Source organism: Hymenobacter sp. BT559 (assembly GCF_017571525.1).
Lineage (GTDB): Bacteria > Bacteroidota > Bacteroidia > Cytophagales > Hymenobacteraceae > Hymenobacter > Hymenobacter ginsengisoli.
Map to the genome: position 1 here is coordinate 1 of NZ_JAGETY010000018.1, position 15,046 is coordinate 15,046.

Consider the following 15,046-nt stretch of genomic DNA (forward strand, 5'->3'; position numbering starts at 1 on the left):
CTAACGAAACAAATGGCTAAATACTCGTCCACAAAATCCGACTAATCCGAAAAATCCGTCCGAATCCGTGGTTCAGAATTTAATAAAAATCGAACCCTAGCACGGCCCGCAGCGGCAGCATAATGCCAGCTTTTAGGGTGAGGTAGCCGGGGTGGGCAGCCCACACGGCGGTTTGCACGCGCTTGGTCTGGCCATCGGCAGTTTGAAAGAAAATATCGAGCTTGCCGTGGTAGGCGTTGCCGAGGCGGGCGGCACGCTCGGCATCAGTGCGGCGGCGGTCTAGCTGCGCTTGGTCGGCCAGCACATCAGTGGGGGCGAAGCGTAAATTGGGAATAACCTCTTTCTCAATGGTTTCGACCGGATGGTCGGTGGTGGGGGCAAACATAAGGCAGGAGAGCGGTAGGTGAATAAAAGCGTAGAATAATCTGTAGTACGCAGGCAGTGGGGCTTTTAGTGTACCAACTTCGGGCCATTTCTGTTTACAATTCGGCCGCCAAAAATTCCATGGTGTCGATGCCATCGGCGTAGTCGGCCACGCCGGGGTTCTGGGCGCGGCCTAGCGGAAACGAGCCGGGATAGCGCCCACCGGCCGACACGAGGCATTGCGTCTGAGCTGCCACATCGGTAAGCTGGTCAAGCAGGTCGATTTCCTGCGTATAGGTGCTGTAGTGCACCACCGAAATAGGCGACACCAGCGCCGCGCGCTCGGTGAGCAGCAGAAAGCCATTGTCGAAGTGCGGCACGGCATTCACGAGCATGATGCTCTTGTTGTAGTCGTAGTTGTTCTGGTACTTGTGGTGATTCAGTACCGATTGCCAGGGCTGGAGCGCGTCGAGCAGCGGCACAAAATCGTAGCCTTCGGGCACGTAGAGCTTGCTCACGTTGCGGCAGCCCAGGCCGTAATATTGGAAGATATCGGGGCCTAGCTGCGCCAGCTCCTCAGCCGTTTCCTGGCCCGTGAGGATGGCCAGGCTGGTGCGGTTGCGCCGAATGAGGTGGGACTTGTTCTTGAAATAAAACTCGAAGTAGCGGGCCGTATTGTCCGAGCCGGTGGCAATGAAGGCATCGGCCGCATTGAGGCGCTCCACAAACTGAATGCGCTCAGCGAAGGCGGGCTCAATCTGGGTTAACTCCTTGGCAATCCAAAGCATGAGCACAGTGTCTTCCTTGCTAGACTTGGCCAGCAGCGTGTGGCCGCTCAGCAGCACGCATAGCATGTCGTGGAAGCCTACGAGCGGAATATTACCGGCCATCACCACACCTACTTGGCGGGGGCTAGCGGGCTCGGCGGGGTAGCGGCCGGCCCAGCGGCCGAGCTCGGGCTCGGCCAGCAGGTGGGCAATGCCGGTGATGGCGGCGCGCACGTTGGGCAGGTCAAACCAGCCGTTGCGGTTGCGGGCGCGGGCCGCGAGGTCGGTGAGTTCGTCGTCGGAAAGAGAGGCGAGGCGGCGGCCCAGCGCCGCAAAGGCAGCGAGGCGGGCAGGTTGATTCAGCATAAGAAAGGGTAGCAGCGAGGCCGAATGAGCCGTACTTTTGAGGGTTCAAACCGGCCGGCCCCGGCGCTTTTACGTACAGCCGGGCAGCTTTGACCAAGTAAAATTACTCACTAGCATAAGGAGACGACGGCAATGGCCATCATGATAACCGACGAGTGCATCAACTGTGGTGCCTGCGAACCGGAATGCCCCAACACCGCTATTTACGAGGGTGGTGCCCAGTGGCGCTGGGCCGATGGCACCACGCTGAAAGAAGTACAGACCATCGACGGCCACCTGGCTGGCGGCACCGAGCCCCAAAAGCCAGTGTCGAACGAGTACTATTACATCGTGACCGATAAGTGCACGGAATGCGTAGGCTTCCACGAGGAGCCACAGTGCGCCGCCGTGTGCCCCGTAGACTGCTGCGTAGATGACCCCGACCACCGCGAAAGCCGCGAGCGCCTGACCCAGAAGCAGCAGTGGCTGCACAAGGCGGCGTAAGGATGTAGCGCGGACTCTGCGAGTCCGCGTTTTGTTGTGTGTGAATCAATAGAACGTCATGCTGAGCCTGTCGAAGCATCTCTCCCGAACGAGGCCCTAGCGGCGCGGTAGAGATGCTTCGACAGGCTCAGCATGACGTTCCTTATTTATTGGCGTTTAAAACAACCGCCGCCTTGAATCCTGCTCGGCCGCCAGCAGCGCCAGAAACTCGTGCCGCGATACCTCCTCCGCGCCCAGCGCCGCCATGTGCGGCGTCAGTTGCTGAATATCAAACCAGCTAGCCCCCCTTGCTCGCAAATGCTCAGCTAGGGCCAGCACTGCCAGCTTCGAGGCATTAGGCCGATGGTGGAACATGCTTTCGCCCGCAAACACCCCTAGCACGGCCACGCCGTAAAGGCCGCCCACCAACTCGTCGCCCTCCCATACCTCCACGCTGTGGGCATAGCCGGCGGCGTGTAGCGCCGTGTAGCCGCTCACCAGTTGCGGCGTTATCCAGGTGCCGTCCTGGCCGGGGCGTGGCTGCACCTGGCACGCCCGTATCACCTGCCCAAACGCGGTGTCGAAGCTGATGCGCCACAGCGACTGCCGCTGCGCCCGCGCCAGGCTGCGGCCCACGTGCAGGCTAGCCAGCCGCAAAATGCCCCGGCGCGGCGGGCAAAACCAGGCCAGCGGCCAGCCCTCTACCGGCCACGGAAAAATGCCTTGGCTGTAGGCCGCCACCAGGTTTTCGACGGTAGGCTGGCCGCCGAGCAGCAGCAGGCCGTCGAGGTCGTCGCGCGCGGCGGTAGGTGGCGGGAAGGCGAGGGGCATTAGGTTGGTGATTGTATTTACATTGCTAGCACAAAGGCAAAACACGGACGGCAGTTGTGATTTATACCAAAGTATGAAAGTAAGTTTTTTGACTTTTAGACAAACTCGTGTCTGTATTTTAGCTAGCCTAGTGGCCTGTATTCTTACTGCATTATTGATGAGCTATAGTGAGGATGCAATTCATTTGTTTATTCTTTCAATAGGCTTTCTACTCCTGTTTTATTACTTATATGTAGCTACATATTGTGTTTATATAGCAGAAAGCCAAGTTGTATTGAAAAATGGAGTGCGATTGATAACTAGGCCACGGACTGAAGTTTGGAAAGTAGAAGCTATAAGTGGCCCGGTTTACCAGATTACGTTTCGTGACCAAACTATCTGCCGCTTCGTTTATCAGCCTAGCTTTCCTTTTCATAAAGACTTTGGCCGAAATGCAGTCAGAGAAGCGATGATACTTGCTCAACTAAGAGGCACCTAACTGGCGCGAGTTTAAGCGAAGCCTAATTCGTGACAAATAATAATGATGAGGTTATACCTCATCTGCCGCAACGCGGCAAGCTACAGCTGGTGGCTAGTGAGAGTCGCCCAATACCGCCTTGCCGCTGGCGCGGCAGTGGAGGTGCAACCTCCACAATAAAAAAGACACGAGTTACGCTGCGCTAAACTCGCGCCAGAGCTAGCGAAAAGCAAAAGCGGCACCTTAGCGGTTTGCCGTACTTTTGCCCCCTAGTAGCAGAATCTCTCCCTAATGTCCCTCGCCAAAACCTATTCGCCCGCCGACGTTGAAGCCAAATGGTACCAGCGCTGGCAGGAGCAGGGCTTTTTTCAAGCCAAACCCAACCCCCGCAAGCAGCCTTACACCGTGGTCATTCCGCCGCCCAATGTGACGGGCGTGCTGCACATGGGCCACATGCTCAACAATACCATTCAGGACGTGCTGGTCCGCCGCGCCCGGATGCAGGGTAAGGAAGCACTGTGGGTGCCCGGCACCGACCACGCCAGCATCGCCACCGAGGCCAAGGTAGTGGCCATGCTCAAGGAGCAGGGTATCAATAAGAAAGACCTGAGCCGCGAAGACTTCCTGACCCACGCCTGGGCCTGGAAGGAGAAGTACGGCGGCATCATTCTGGAGCAACTGAAGCAGCTAGGGGCTAGCTGCGACTGGAGCCGCACGCGCTTCACGATGGAGCCCAAGCTAACTGAGGCCGTGCTGCGCGTATTCGTAGACCTGTACCGCAAGGGCCTGATTTACCGCGGGGTGCGCATGGTGAACTGGGACCCGCTGGGCGGCACCGCCATCTCGGATGAGGAAGTGATTCCGAAGGACACCCAGGCCAAGATGTACCACCTCAAGTACGAGGTGGTGGGCCAGCCCGGCCGCTTCCTCACGGTAGCTACCTCGCGCCCCGAAACCGTGATGGCCGATGTGGCCGTGGCCGTGAACCCCACCGACCCGCGCTACCAGGACCTGGCCGGGCAGCGCGTGCGCATCCCGCTGCTAGGCCGCGAAATCCCGGTTATTCAGGATGAGTACGTGACGGTGGACTTCGGCACGGGCGCGCTGAAAGTGACGCCTGCCCACGACCTCAACGACTACGAGCTGGGTTTGAAACACAACCTGCCAGTTATTGACATTCTGAACGATAACGGCACGCTGAACGAAAAGGCCGAGCTGTACGTGGGCCAGGACCGGTTTGCGGCCCGCCGCAACATCGTGAAGGATTTACAGGAAGCCGGCCTGCTCGACAAAATCGAGGAGTACGCCAGCATCGTGCAGACCTCGGAACGCACCGGCGCCGTGATTGAGCCCAAGCTGAGCTTGCAGTGGTTCCTGAAAATGGAGCACTTGGCCAAGCCCGCGCTCGAAGTGGTGGAAAACGACACCATTAAGCTGCACCCGCCCAAGTTCAAGAACATGTACCGGGTGTGGATGGAGAACGTGCGTGACTGGTGCATCTCGCGCCAGCTGTGGTGGGGCCAGCGCATTCCGGCCTACTACCTGCCCGATGGCTCGTTTGTAGTGGCCCAGAACGAGGCCGAAGCCGTAGAGCTGGCCCGCGAGCAGAGCGGTAACAACGCGCTGCAAGCCAGCGACCTGCGCCAGGACGAGGACGTACTCGATACCTGGTTCTCGTCGTGGCTTTGGCCCATCTCGGTGTTCGACGGTTTCGACGACCCCGACAACGCCGACATCAACTACTTCTACCCGACCAACGACTTGGTGACGGCCCCCGAAATCCTGTTTTTCTGGGTAGCCCGCATGATTATGTCCGGCTTGGAATATCGCAAGGAAGTGCCGTTCAAAAACGTGTACCTCACGGGTATTGTGCGCGATGCACAGGGCCGCAAGATGAGCAAGCAGCTCGGTAACTCGCCCGACCCGCTCGACCTCATCCGCGACTTTGGCGCCGACGCGGTGCGCACGGGCATGCTGTTTTCGTCGCCCGCAGGCAACGACTTGTTCTACGACCAGAAGCTGATTGACCAGGGCCGCAACTTCAACAACAAGCTCTGGAACGCCTTCCGCTTGGTAAAAGGCTGGGAGGTGGACAACGCGCTGCCCTTTGCCAACGCGCAGGCTGTTAGTTGGTTTAAAGCTAAGCTGGCCGAAACCGTAGCGGTGCTCGACGAGCATTTCGAGAAATTCCGGATGAGCGACGCGTTGCTGACGGTGTACAAGCTCGTGTGGGACGATTTCTGCGGGCAGTATCTCGAAATGGTGAAGCCGGCCTACCAGCACCCCATTGATGCCGAAACGCTGCGCGCAACCGTCGATTTTCTCGAAACGCTGCTCAAGCTGCTGCACCCGTTCATGCCCTTCATCACCGAAGAGCTATGGCACGAGCTGGCCGAGCGCGGCCCCAAAGACTACGTGTGCGTGGCCCACTGGCCCAAAGTGACCGCGCCCGCTGACAGCGCCGAGGTGCTGGCGAGCATGGACAAGGCCCTAGCCATTGTAGCGGGCGTGCGCAACGTGCGCAACCAGAAAAACATTGGCCCCACCAAGCAGGTAGCCCTAGCGGTGAAAACTGACGACTCGGCCGCTATCCAAACCTACGCCGGGCTCGTGCGCAAGCTGGCTAACCTCAGCGACTTGACTTTTGTGACCGAAGGTCCGGCTAGCTCGGTGAGCTTCGTGCAAGGCAGCAGCGAGTTCTTTATTCCGCTCGAAATGCAGGTGGATGCCGTCGCCGAGCGTGCCCGTGTCGAGAAAGAGCTAGAATACGCCATCGGCTTCCGCGACTCAGTAAATAAGAAGCTGGGCAACGAGAAATTTGTGGCCAACGCCAAGCCCGACGTACTGGAGCGCGAGCGCCAGAAGCTAGCCGACGCCGAAGGAAAAATCACCGCCCTAGAGCAAACGCTAAAGGTGCTCTAGCCCGCATAAAAAACACTAGCCCAGGCGCCCGGCCCGACTGAATACACTATCAGCCTGGCCGGGCGCTTTAGCGTGTAACTGCTTGTTAAGCAGGATTTCTGTAAACTATTGTTAAGCAGGCAGCAGCCACGCTGTGCCACGTGGTTGTTGTTTCTGACGTTTCTTTGAAGCAGTGAATTACCCTTCGGTTCATATGAAAATATTATCTACCTTCTGGTTAAGCTGCCTGGCTAGCCTTGCTGCGATATCCGCACAGGGCCAGGCTTCATCTTCTGGCTCTATGTCCAATCCGCCCGTTGCTACTAGCAAGCCTAAGCAGCTTGTCTCGCCCCACGGCACCCGCACCGACAATTACTACTGGCTCAATGAGCGCGAGAACCCGCAGGTGCTCGACTACCTGAAACAGGAAAATGCTTACTTCGACGAGAAGATGGCGCCCGTGAAGCCGCTGGAAGACAAGCTCTTCACCGAGATGAAAGGCCGCATCAAAGAACAGGACGCTTCGGTGCCCTACCGCGACCACGGCTACTACTACTATACGCGCTACGAAACCGGCGGCGAATACCCGCTCTACTGCCGCAAGGAGGGCAGCCTCAATGGCGCCGAGCAAATCATGCTCAACGGCAACGAGATGGGCGAGGGCAAAAGCTACTTTGCCATCGGTGGCACGGAGGTGAGCGACGACAACCAGACCCTAGCCTACGGCGTCGATGAGGTGAGCCGCCGGCTCTATACGCTTTACTTTAAAAATCTAGCTACCGGGCAGTTATACCCCGAAAAAATCGCTAACACTGCCGGCCAGGCTGTCTGGGCGGCCGACAATAAGACCGTCTTTTACACCAAAAAGGATGTAACCACGCTGCTCGCCTACCAGGTGTACCGGCACACGCTCGGTACCGACCCTAGCCACGACGTGCTGGTATACGAGGAAAAGGATAACACCTTCGGCGTCAACATTGAGCGCAGCAAGTCGCGTCGCTACGTGGGCATTACCCTGCACAGTTCGCTGTCGTCGGAGTACCGCTACCTGGAGGCTAGCAAGCCCACCGGTCAGTTTAAGGTGTTTTTGAAGCGTGAGCCCGACCACCTCTACGAGGTGCAGGACGCCAACGGCGAGTTTTACGTGCTCACCAACTGGGAGGCGCCCAACTTCCGGGTGATGGCTACGCCGCTCAGCAATACCAGCAAGGCGCAGTGGGAAGACGTGGTGCCGCAGCGCGAAGACGTGTTCATTGAGCAGATGGAGCTTTTCAAAGGCTACCTCGTGCTGAACGAGCGCGCCGAGGGCCTGCGCGAGCTGCGTGTTATCAACCTGGCTACCGAAATCGGGCAGGTGGTGCCGTTCCGCGAAACGGCCTACACCACGTTCATCGGCGCCAACCCCGAGTTTGACACCCCCGTGCTGCGCCTCACCTACACCTCGTTTACGACGCCGACCAGCACCTACGACTACAACATGGCTACTCAAAAGCTGACCCTGCTGAAGGAGCAGCCGGTGCTAGGGGGCTTCAACAAGGAAGACTACGTGACGGAGCGCATATTTGTGAAAGCCCGCGACGGCAAAGAAATTCCCCTGACTATCGTTTATAAAAAAGGCTTCAAAAAGGACGGCACCGGCCCGCTGCTGCAATACGCCTACGGCTCCTATGGGCTGTCGATGGACCCTACCTTTTCATCGGCGCGCCTGAGCCTGCTCAACCGCGGCTTTGCTTATGCGCTGTGCAGCATCCGGGGCGGGCAGGAGCTTGGCCGCCAGTGGTTTGAGGACGGCCGCATGCTGCACAAGAAAAACTCGTTTACCGACTTTATCGACTGCTCGCTTTACCTCATCAAGGAGAAATACACGTCTACCAGCAAGCTTTTTGCCCAAGGCGGCAGCGCAGGCGGCCTGCTGATGGGCGCCGTGGTGAACATGCGCCCCGACCTCTACAAGGGCGTTATCGCCGCCGTGCCATTCGTGGACGTCGTCACGACCATGTCGGACGCCAGCATTCCGCTCACTACCGGCGAGTACGACCAGTGGGGCAACCCCGCCGATAAAAAGTACTACGACTACATGCTCTCGTACTCGCCCTACGACAACGTGAAGGACCAGGCATATCCCAACATGCTTGTGCTCACCGGATTGCACGACTCGCAGGTGCAGTATTTCGAGCCTGCCAAGTGGGTAGCCAAGCTCCGCGCCACCAAAACCGACAACCACCTGCTGCTGCTGCACACCGACATGGAAGCCGGCCACGGCGGTGCTTCGGGCCGCTTCAAAGCTCTGCACGATGTGGCGCGCCAATACGCGTTTCTGTTTCTGCTGCTAGGGTCGAAAACGACGATATAGCGGGCTAGCCCCCGCTTAGCGCGAAATGGAAGGCGCGGTGGTCGAATGGGCCGCCGCGCTTTTTTCGTCTTCGCTCAGTTGGTTTTGCAGCTGAAACGTCACCTGCTGGCAGTCAGCAAAATGCTTTTCGGCTACGCGCAAAGCGGCTTCTGTGGCGGTAAGGCGCTGGTAAAGGAAGATGATGAGACCCAGCGAAATGGCTAGGGTGGCAATGAAGAGGATGTTTTTCATGAGAACAAGGCAAAAAAGTAAGAACGTCATGCTGAGCTTGTCGAAGCATCTCTGTCGCATCGTTGGGTTAGTACCCTAGCGGCGCGACAGAGATGCTTCGACAAGCTCAGCATGACGTTCTTTATTAATACAAGCAGCGGCAATTACACCGTCGTGTTCGGGTCGAACTGCTCGAGGTAATCAGCTACTTTGCGCACAAACATGCCCCCTAGCGAGCCATCGACCACGCGGTGGTCGTAGCTGTGGCTGAGGAACATAAAGTGCCGCACGCCGATGAGGTCGCCCTGCGGCGTTTCAATTACGGCGGGCTTCTTCTTAATGGCGCCCACGGCCATAATGGCCACCTGCGGCTGCATGATGATGGGCGTGCCCATCACGTTGCCAAACGAGCCCACGTTGCTCAGCGTGTATGTGCCGCCTTCGAGGTCTTCGGGCTTGAGCTTGTTTTGGCGAGCGCGGTTGGCGAGGTCGTTTACCTTCTTGCTCAGGCCGTTGAGATTGAGCTGGTCGGCGTTGTGAATGACCGGTACGATGAGGTTGCCGCTGGGCAGCGCCACCGCCACGCCGATGTTGATGTCGCGCTTCTTGATGATGTAGTCGCCATCAATCGACACGTTAATCATCGGGTAGTCCTGAATAGCGCGGGCCACGGCCTGGATGAAGATGGGCGTAAACGTCAGGTTTTCGCCTTCGCGCTTCTTATAAGCGTCCTTATGCTTGTTGCGCCAGTTCACCAGTTCGGTCACGTCGGCCTCCACGAAGCTCGTGACGTGCGGCGAAATCCGCTTCGAGTCCACCATGCGCTGCGCAATCATCTTGCGCATGCGGTCCATCTCTATTAGCTCCTGGTTGCCCGACACCGAGGGAGCCGGCTTGCTGGCCGGGGCCTGGCCGTTGGAGTTGGGCGCCGCCGGTGCAGGAGCCGCTTTAGCTGCGGGAGCCGCTGCGGGCTGCGGGGCCGGCGCTGCGGTGGGCGTAGCTTGCGGCGTTGGGGCAGGGCTAGCGGGCGCGGCCTGCGGCGCCGGGGCGGCAGGTGCGGCGGCCGGTTGCAACGACGGCTTGCCGGCCGCTACGTGGTCCAGAATGTCTTTTTTGGTCACGCGGCCGTCCTGGCCGGTACCGGGAAGGCGCTCCAGGTCGGCCATGCTGATGCCTTCCTCGCGGGCAATGCTGAGCACCAGCGGCGAATAGAAGCGGCCTTCCTGCACCGGGTGGGCAGGGCCAGCCGACTCGGGCGCTGAGACGGGGTTGTTGGGACCAGGCAGGTAGGGCACGTCGGCGTCGCCGGCCGGGGCCTCGTGTAGCGTGCGCACGTCTTCCGCTACCGGTGGGTTGGCGCTGGCTTCTTCGAGGTCGTCGGTGTTCGCGCTAGGGGCGCTGGCGGCATCGGTTTCGATGCGGGCAATGGGCGCGCCCACAGCCACTACCTGGCCTTCCTGCACCAGTATTTCGGCCAGGACGCCGGCGTGTAGGGCGGGCACTTCAGTATCGACCTTGTCGGTGGCTACTTCCAGCACCGACTCGTCTTGCTCAATGGTATCGCCAACTTGCTTGAGCCATTTCAGCACGGTGCCTTCCATGATGGATTCGCCCATCTTGGGCATCGTCATTTCCACTCGGGCCATAATTCGGGGGCGGGGTTCTTAAAAAACGTAGGGTGGGGTGGGAGGGAGTTTCGAGCCGCAAAGGTAGTCAGAAGCCCAACGCCCCCGCGCCGGCCGGGTTTCAATCGGCACAATCGCGGCGTTGGTCGGGGTTAAGAGGGAATAGGGCAGAAGCAGGCCGCTAGGCCACTTTTTCGGCCACGCATTTGCAAAGGGATACTCAACCAGCCGATGGCACTAGGCTACCGGCGCGGCTGGGTTCGCTTTCTTTTCAACGACTTTTTCTTTTCCAAGGCCATGAAATCCTTCCTCTTTGCCGCTCTCGCTACCGCTAGCCTGCTTACCAGCACCGGTGCCTTTGCCGCTCCTTTCAACAACCACGACCGCGACGACCGCCGCTACGAGCAGCAGCGCCCCGGCGACCGCGATTTCAACCACGGCTACGAGCGCCGCCACCGCGTGGCCCGCGAAGAAATAGCCCGCTACGAAGCCCAGCAACACCACGATAACGACCGCCGCGACAATGACCGTGGCCGCGACGACCACTTCGACCGCAGCCAGAACTACGGCTTCGACCGCGACCACCGCGTGACCCAGAACGAGCGCCGCGACTGGGAACGCGGCCACAACTACGGCTACGCCCAAAACCACCGCGTGACGCCCCAGGAGCGCGCTCGCTGGGAAGCCCAGTACCGCCGCTAGCCCTTAAACTTCTCCGCCAGGCCGGCCTCTAACACCGCACGAAGCCGACTTGACGTTTTCTTCTTATCTATTATTTTTTTGTACTGACCCCATGAAAAAGTTTTTGCTGCCCCTGCTGGCCCTTGCACTTTCGGCCACGGCTGCCTCGGCCCAAACTGCCCCTGACCAGGCCGGCGGCCGCCCCCGATTCACGCCCGAAGCTATGGCGGCCCGCCAAACCGAGGGCCTCACCAAAGAGCTAGGCCTTAGCGCCGACCAGGCGGCCAAGGTGCAGCCCATCTTGCTGGCCCGCAGCCAGGAAATGATGGCCATGCGTGAGCAGATGCGCGCCGGCACCGCCGACCGCGACCAGCTGCGCACCCAAATGCAAGCCAACCGCGCCAAATACGACGACCAGCTCAAGGCCATTCTTACCCCCGACCAGTTTGCCCAGATGCAAACGCTCGAAGCCAACCGCCGCCAGCGCGGCGGCCCCGGCGCCATGCAGCCCCAAGATGGCAAAGTGAAGGAAAAGGACGGCAAGGTGAAAATCAAGACCAAAACCGACGCCTAACCTGGTAGCCACTAGGTACAAAGCAAAAAGCCCCGGCCTACCGCCGGGGCTTTTTGCTGACTATGCTAAAAAATGCCGCTGGTGTGCTTGCGCCCGCCGCGGTGTGGATGCGGGCGGTTTTGGTGGCGGGCCAGCGCCGAGCGCCGGTTGCCCGAGTGCAGGAAGCTGAAGAGCCCCTCGCCATCGTTGCGGCTGTGGTTGCGGTAGGTTTTGTTGATGTGGGTGTAGTCGCCGGGCAGCTTGCGCTGGCCGTGGCGCTCGGGCTGCGATAGCCAAAAGGGCCAGCTGGCATGGCTAGGGGCAGCAGTGGCTGGCGCGGCCGGGACGAGTAGCCCCAGCAGGCAGGCAAAAAGGGCAATTCGTACCATGTACTTGTGCGGAGAAAAGTTGGCAAGCGTGGTGTCGGCACCACGAGCAGCGCCCTGCTGCTGCCCTCTAAACTGCCGAAGGTGCCGAAATAGTACGTGCGGCCCACTTTGGCTAGACGCTCGCCCCGTTTGCTTCGACCAATTACCGTTTGCAGTCGCCCTTTCATGGCGTCGATTGTGGGCGGAGCGAAAGGCCCGGTTCCCGGGAGGGCTAGCCACAAAAAAAGGCCGCTGCCCTAACCAGGGCAGCGGCCTTTTTTGTGGCTAGCCAGGGCGCTTATTTGCCGCCTAGCAGCACGCCCACATAAGCCTGGAAAGCCGAGTTGCGCGCATTTTTGAAGTCGTTGTTGCTGTAGCCATCCTTGGCAAAGTCGGTGAAGGCGCCGTTGTAGCGCACACCCAGCAAGAAGCCCTGGCTCGACTGAAAGCCGATGCCACCTACGTAGCCGAGCTCGTTGCGGTTCACGTTGGTGAGGTCGGTGGTACCGGAGCCGGCGTTGCCCACCGTAGAAGGCGTAGTGGCGTTAGGCGACTGATAAGTCTGCGTGCGGTCGGTCGAGATGTTCATCAGGTAGCTGTACTGCGGGCCTACTTCGAAGAAGACGCCGCTTACCTTCAGGCGCACCAGCACGGGCACGTCGAGGTAGTCGTAGCGCACGTTGCCGGTGTTGCGGTAGGTGCCAAGCGCGGTGGTGTACGACTGGTCGGCGTACTTAAAGCCCTTTTGCGAATACAGCACCTCGGGCTGAATTGACACCAAGTCATTGGCCAGGCCAAAGTTGAGCATCACCCCGCCATGAAAGCCAAGGCGGTTATTGTACTGGCTCTGGTTGACGAGGTCGCCCGAGAGGTTTGAGAGGTTGGCACCGGCCTTCACGCCGAAGCGAACAGACTGGGCGTGGGCCGAAGGCGCCGCGGCGAGGGCTAGCAGAGCGGCCCCGGCCGCCAGGGAAAGGAGTTTTGCCATAAGATAGAATAACTAAAAATGGGTAACAGAGCATACGCGCAACGGCGCACGCCTGGTTTTTGCCCACCAACAACTGCGCCAATTGGGGCCTGGTGCACTTCAAAAAATAACCCCGGCCGCGCTACGCCCGTCTAGCCACGCAGTTACAGTTTCGGTGCCCATGAGCCTTTGGCAAATTATTCAACGCCTGCTGCCCTTCGTGCGGCCCTCCCGCCGCCAGCCTCAACGCCATCAAGCAGGGCCGCACGGTGGTCATCATCTCCCACAGCCTCGCCTAAATTGTGGACTCCGACTGCATCTGCATGATGAAAAAAGGCGAAATGGTGGAAGGCGGCACCCACCTGCAACTCTATGAAAAACGCGGCACCTACCGCAAGATTTTCGACGCCTCGGCGCGCAGCCTAAACATCGAGAACCTAGCCAAGACCATGGCTGACGCTGGGGATGAGGTGCTGGATACGGCGCTGTAGCTTACCTCTACACTCTACACATTAGGGTAAGCTGACGCTGTGTAGCGGTAAATATGTGCGAAGCGGTACTCCTAGATACTCAGCGGTGGCGCGTGCAAGCTGCAAGGTGGCAGGCAATTCGTCGAGCGAATAATGCCCAACAATAAGTCCATTAACGGAATCAGCTACTGACAGCAGTATCACTGCCTCTTCGTAGCGAGTAGCTGACGTATCCCATTGACCCCAACTAGTGCGGCTAGGCGCAGGTCCGCTACCCATGTGAGAAAAGGACTTTACCGTTACGCCTACTATCTTGGGTAGCGGCTGCCAACTGCCTAAATGCAAGTTGCCCCAGCCATAATAAGCACGGGTGAACTGCTTGTCGGAACTGATTTCTTGGCCCGAATGGCTAGAACAGTAGATTAGCCAGATTAATAAGCCAATGCTTAACGCCGCTAATCCTGACATACCTGCTGCCGCTAAAAAGGCTGTGAGTAGCAGTGCAGGTACTAGACCGAGGAAATAATTTAAGCTAGGGCGTGTAATAGGTAAATCCATCAGAAAAGGCAAGCTACTCAGAACTAGCCAATGATGCAATGAAGTTGACTGCGCTATAACCGTAAATTACCCAATGGCCGCCCGCGTAAACTCCGAGAGCACCAGCCGGCCGCTGATGGCGGCGCGCTCCACGAGTAGCTTGTCCCAGTGCCCGGTACCGGCCCAGAGCACTTGCTTTAGCTCGCGCATGGCGTCGGGCGAGGAGACGGCCAGGCGCTGGGCCAGGGCTTGCACGGCCGCGTCGAGGCTAGCCAGGTCGGGTAGTACCTCGGCGTAGAGGCCGTGGCTGGCGGCCCACTCGGCCGAGCGGAACTCGGTGGCAGCAATGGCGAGCTGGCCGAAGGCCGAGGTGCCGATTTTGCGCTCCACGGCCGGGCCGACCACGAAGGGGCCGATACCCACCGCTAGCTCGCTGAGCTTGATGGCGGCGTGGGTGGTGGCCAGGCAGTAATCGGTAGCGGCGGCTAGCCCTACGCCGCCGCCCACGGCCTTGCCCTGCACCCGCCCGATAATGAGCTTGGGACAGGTGCGACAGGCGTTGATAACGTGCGCAAAGCCGGAGAAAAACGCTAGGCCCTGCGCCGCATCGGCCACGGCACGCAGCTCGTCGAAGCTGGCGCCAGCGCAAAACGTGCGCTCGCCCTCGCTTTGCAGGATGATGACTTTGGTAGCGGCGTCTTGGCCCTTTTCGGTGATGGTGCGGGCTAGCTGGGCCAGAATGGCGCTGGGCAGCGAATTATGGGCCGGGTGGAAAAAGGTGATGGTGGTGATGCCCGCAGCATCGGTAGCGGCCGTGACGTGGCCAGCAGTGAGGTTGCTCATATAAGTGTTACGGAAAAGAAGGTCGAATACAGACTACTCGTATACCCGGGCACCTCTCATAATATCGGCAAAGACTTGCCAATGGGCTTCATTGGCATTTATCGATTGGTCAGTATTGTCGTAATAGCCTTGAATGTCTTCGGCGTAGCTATGCATAGCAGCTAGAAAATCAGCCAAGGTCTTGTTCTCCCATCTGATAGGATTGCAGACCAAGTCCTGTTGTAGCAGCGCCAAAAAAGCAACGAAAGATGCGCGACTATTTACGGGAAGGGCGTCCACGTTATCACTCATC

General features: G+C 59.1%; 16 protein-coding genes. 6 read left to right on the forward strand and 10 right to left on the reverse strand.

What is annotated here, in order from left to right:
* Nucleotides 1–79: 79 nt before the first annotated feature.
* Nucleotides 80–385: a hypothetical protein gene (locus tag J4D99_RS19410; RefSeq protein WP_208133407.1), complete on the reverse strand. Its 306-nt coding sequence runs from the start codon at nt 383–385 to the stop codon at nt 80–82.
* Nucleotides 386–479: 94 nt separating this feature from the next.
* A complete protein-coding gene (locus J4D99_RS19415; RefSeq protein ID WP_208133408.1) occupies nt 480–1,496 on the reverse strand; it encodes an acyl-CoA reductase in 1,017 nt (338 codons plus the stop codon).
* Between the two features lie 132 nt (nt 1,497–1,628).
* On the opposite strand from J4D99_RS19415, the gene J4D99_RS19420 reads away from it, so the two are divergent.
* Nucleotides 1,629–1,979, forward strand: a complete 351-nt coding sequence (locus J4D99_RS19420) for a 4Fe-4S binding protein (protein ID WP_208133409.1) — start codon at nt 1,629–1,631, stop codon at nt 1,977–1,979.
* Nucleotides 1,980–2,135: 156 nt separating this feature from the next.
* Here the strand turns inward: J4D99_RS19420 and aat are convergent, their stop codons facing one another.
* A complete protein-coding gene (gene aat / locus J4D99_RS19425) occupies nt 2,136–2,789 on the reverse strand; it encodes a leucyl/phenylalanyl-tRNA--protein transferase (protein WP_208133410.1) in 654 nt (217 codons plus the stop codon).
* A gap of 748 nt (nt 2,790–3,537) precedes the next feature.
* Here aat and J4D99_RS19430 point away from each other — a divergent pair.
* Both J4D99_RS19430 and J4D99_RS19435 read left to right on the forward strand, forming a co-directional pair.
* The gene (locus tag J4D99_RS19430) at nt 3,538–6,168 is read left to right on the forward strand and encodes a valine--tRNA ligase (protein WP_208133411.1); all 2,631 of its coding nucleotides are present in this window, start codon (nt 3,538–3,540) and stop codon (nt 6,166–6,168) included.
* A gap of 280 nt (nt 6,169–6,448) precedes the next feature.
* On the forward strand, nt 6,449–8,500 hold the full coding sequence (locus J4D99_RS19435; protein WP_208133412.1) for a S9 family peptidase: 2,052 nt from the start codon (nt 6,449–6,451) through the stop codon (nt 8,498–8,500).
* A 15-nt stretch (nt 8,501–8,515) separates the two neighbouring features.
* Here J4D99_RS19435 and J4D99_RS19440 read toward each other — a convergent pair whose 3' ends face one another.
* Nucleotides 8,516–8,731: a hypothetical protein gene (locus J4D99_RS19440; RefSeq protein ID WP_208133413.1), complete on the reverse strand. Its 216-nt coding sequence runs from the start codon at nt 8,729–8,731 to the stop codon at nt 8,516–8,518.
* A gap of 143 nt (nt 8,732–8,874) precedes the next feature.
* Nucleotides 8,875–10,356: a dihydrolipoamide acetyltransferase family protein gene (locus tag J4D99_RS19445; protein WP_208133414.1), complete on the reverse strand. Its 1,482-nt coding sequence runs from the start codon at nt 10,354–10,356 to the stop codon at nt 8,875–8,877.
* A 276-nt stretch (nt 10,357–10,632) separates the two neighbouring features.
* On the opposite strand from J4D99_RS19445, the gene J4D99_RS19450 reads away from it, so the two are divergent.
* Together J4D99_RS19450 and J4D99_RS19455 are read left to right on the forward strand one after the other, a co-directional pair.
* Nucleotides 10,633–11,037 (forward strand): DUF2059 domain-containing protein, encoded by a 405-nt coding sequence (locus tag J4D99_RS19450; protein ID WP_208133415.1) that lies wholly within the window; start codon nt 10,633–10,635, stop codon nt 11,035–11,037.
* Between the two features lie 91 nt (nt 11,038–11,128).
* Nucleotides 11,129–11,590, forward strand: coding sequence for a DUF4890 domain-containing protein (locus J4D99_RS19455; RefSeq protein WP_208133416.1), 462 nt, complete (start codon nt 11,129–11,131; stop codon nt 11,588–11,590).
* 65 nt (nt 11,591–11,655) lie between these two features.
* On the opposite strand, the gene J4D99_RS19460 is transcribed toward J4D99_RS19455, so the two are convergent.
* Nucleotides 11,656–11,958, reverse strand: coding sequence for a hypothetical protein (locus J4D99_RS19460; protein ID WP_208133417.1), 303 nt, complete (start codon nt 11,956–11,958; stop codon nt 11,656–11,658).
* A gap of 277 nt (nt 11,959–12,235) precedes the next feature.
* On the reverse strand, nt 12,236–12,925 hold the full coding sequence (locus tag J4D99_RS19465) for a porin family protein (RefSeq protein WP_208133418.1): 690 nt from the start codon (nt 12,923–12,925) through the stop codon (nt 12,236–12,238).
* 281 nt (nt 12,926–13,206) lie between these two features.
* Between J4D99_RS19465 and J4D99_RS19470 the strand changes: the two genes are divergently transcribed.
* A complete protein-coding gene (locus J4D99_RS19470) occupies nt 13,207–13,395 on the forward strand; it encodes a hypothetical protein (RefSeq protein ID WP_236018754.1) in 189 nt (62 codons plus the stop codon).
* Nucleotides 13,396–13,416: 21 nt separating this feature from the next.
* On the opposite strand, the gene J4D99_RS19475 is transcribed toward J4D99_RS19470, so the two are convergent.
* The 3 genes from J4D99_RS19475 to J4D99_RS19485 form a co-directional block, all read right to left on the reverse strand.
* On the reverse strand, nt 13,417–13,932 hold the full coding sequence (locus tag J4D99_RS19475; RefSeq protein ID WP_208133419.1) for a hypothetical protein: 516 nt from the start codon (nt 13,930–13,932) through the stop codon (nt 13,417–13,419).
* A 66-nt stretch (nt 13,933–13,998) separates the two neighbouring features.
* Nucleotides 13,999–14,754: an enoyl-CoA hydratase/isomerase family protein gene (locus J4D99_RS19480; RefSeq protein WP_208133420.1), complete on the reverse strand. Its 756-nt coding sequence runs from the start codon at nt 14,752–14,754 to the stop codon at nt 13,999–14,001.
* A 33-nt stretch (nt 14,755–14,787) separates the two neighbouring features.
* Nucleotides 14,788–15,045 (reverse strand): DUF7660 family protein, encoded by a 258-nt coding sequence (locus tag J4D99_RS19485; protein WP_208133421.1) that lies wholly within the window; start codon nt 15,043–15,045, stop codon nt 14,788–14,790.
* Nucleotide 15,046: the final 1 nt, after the last annotated feature.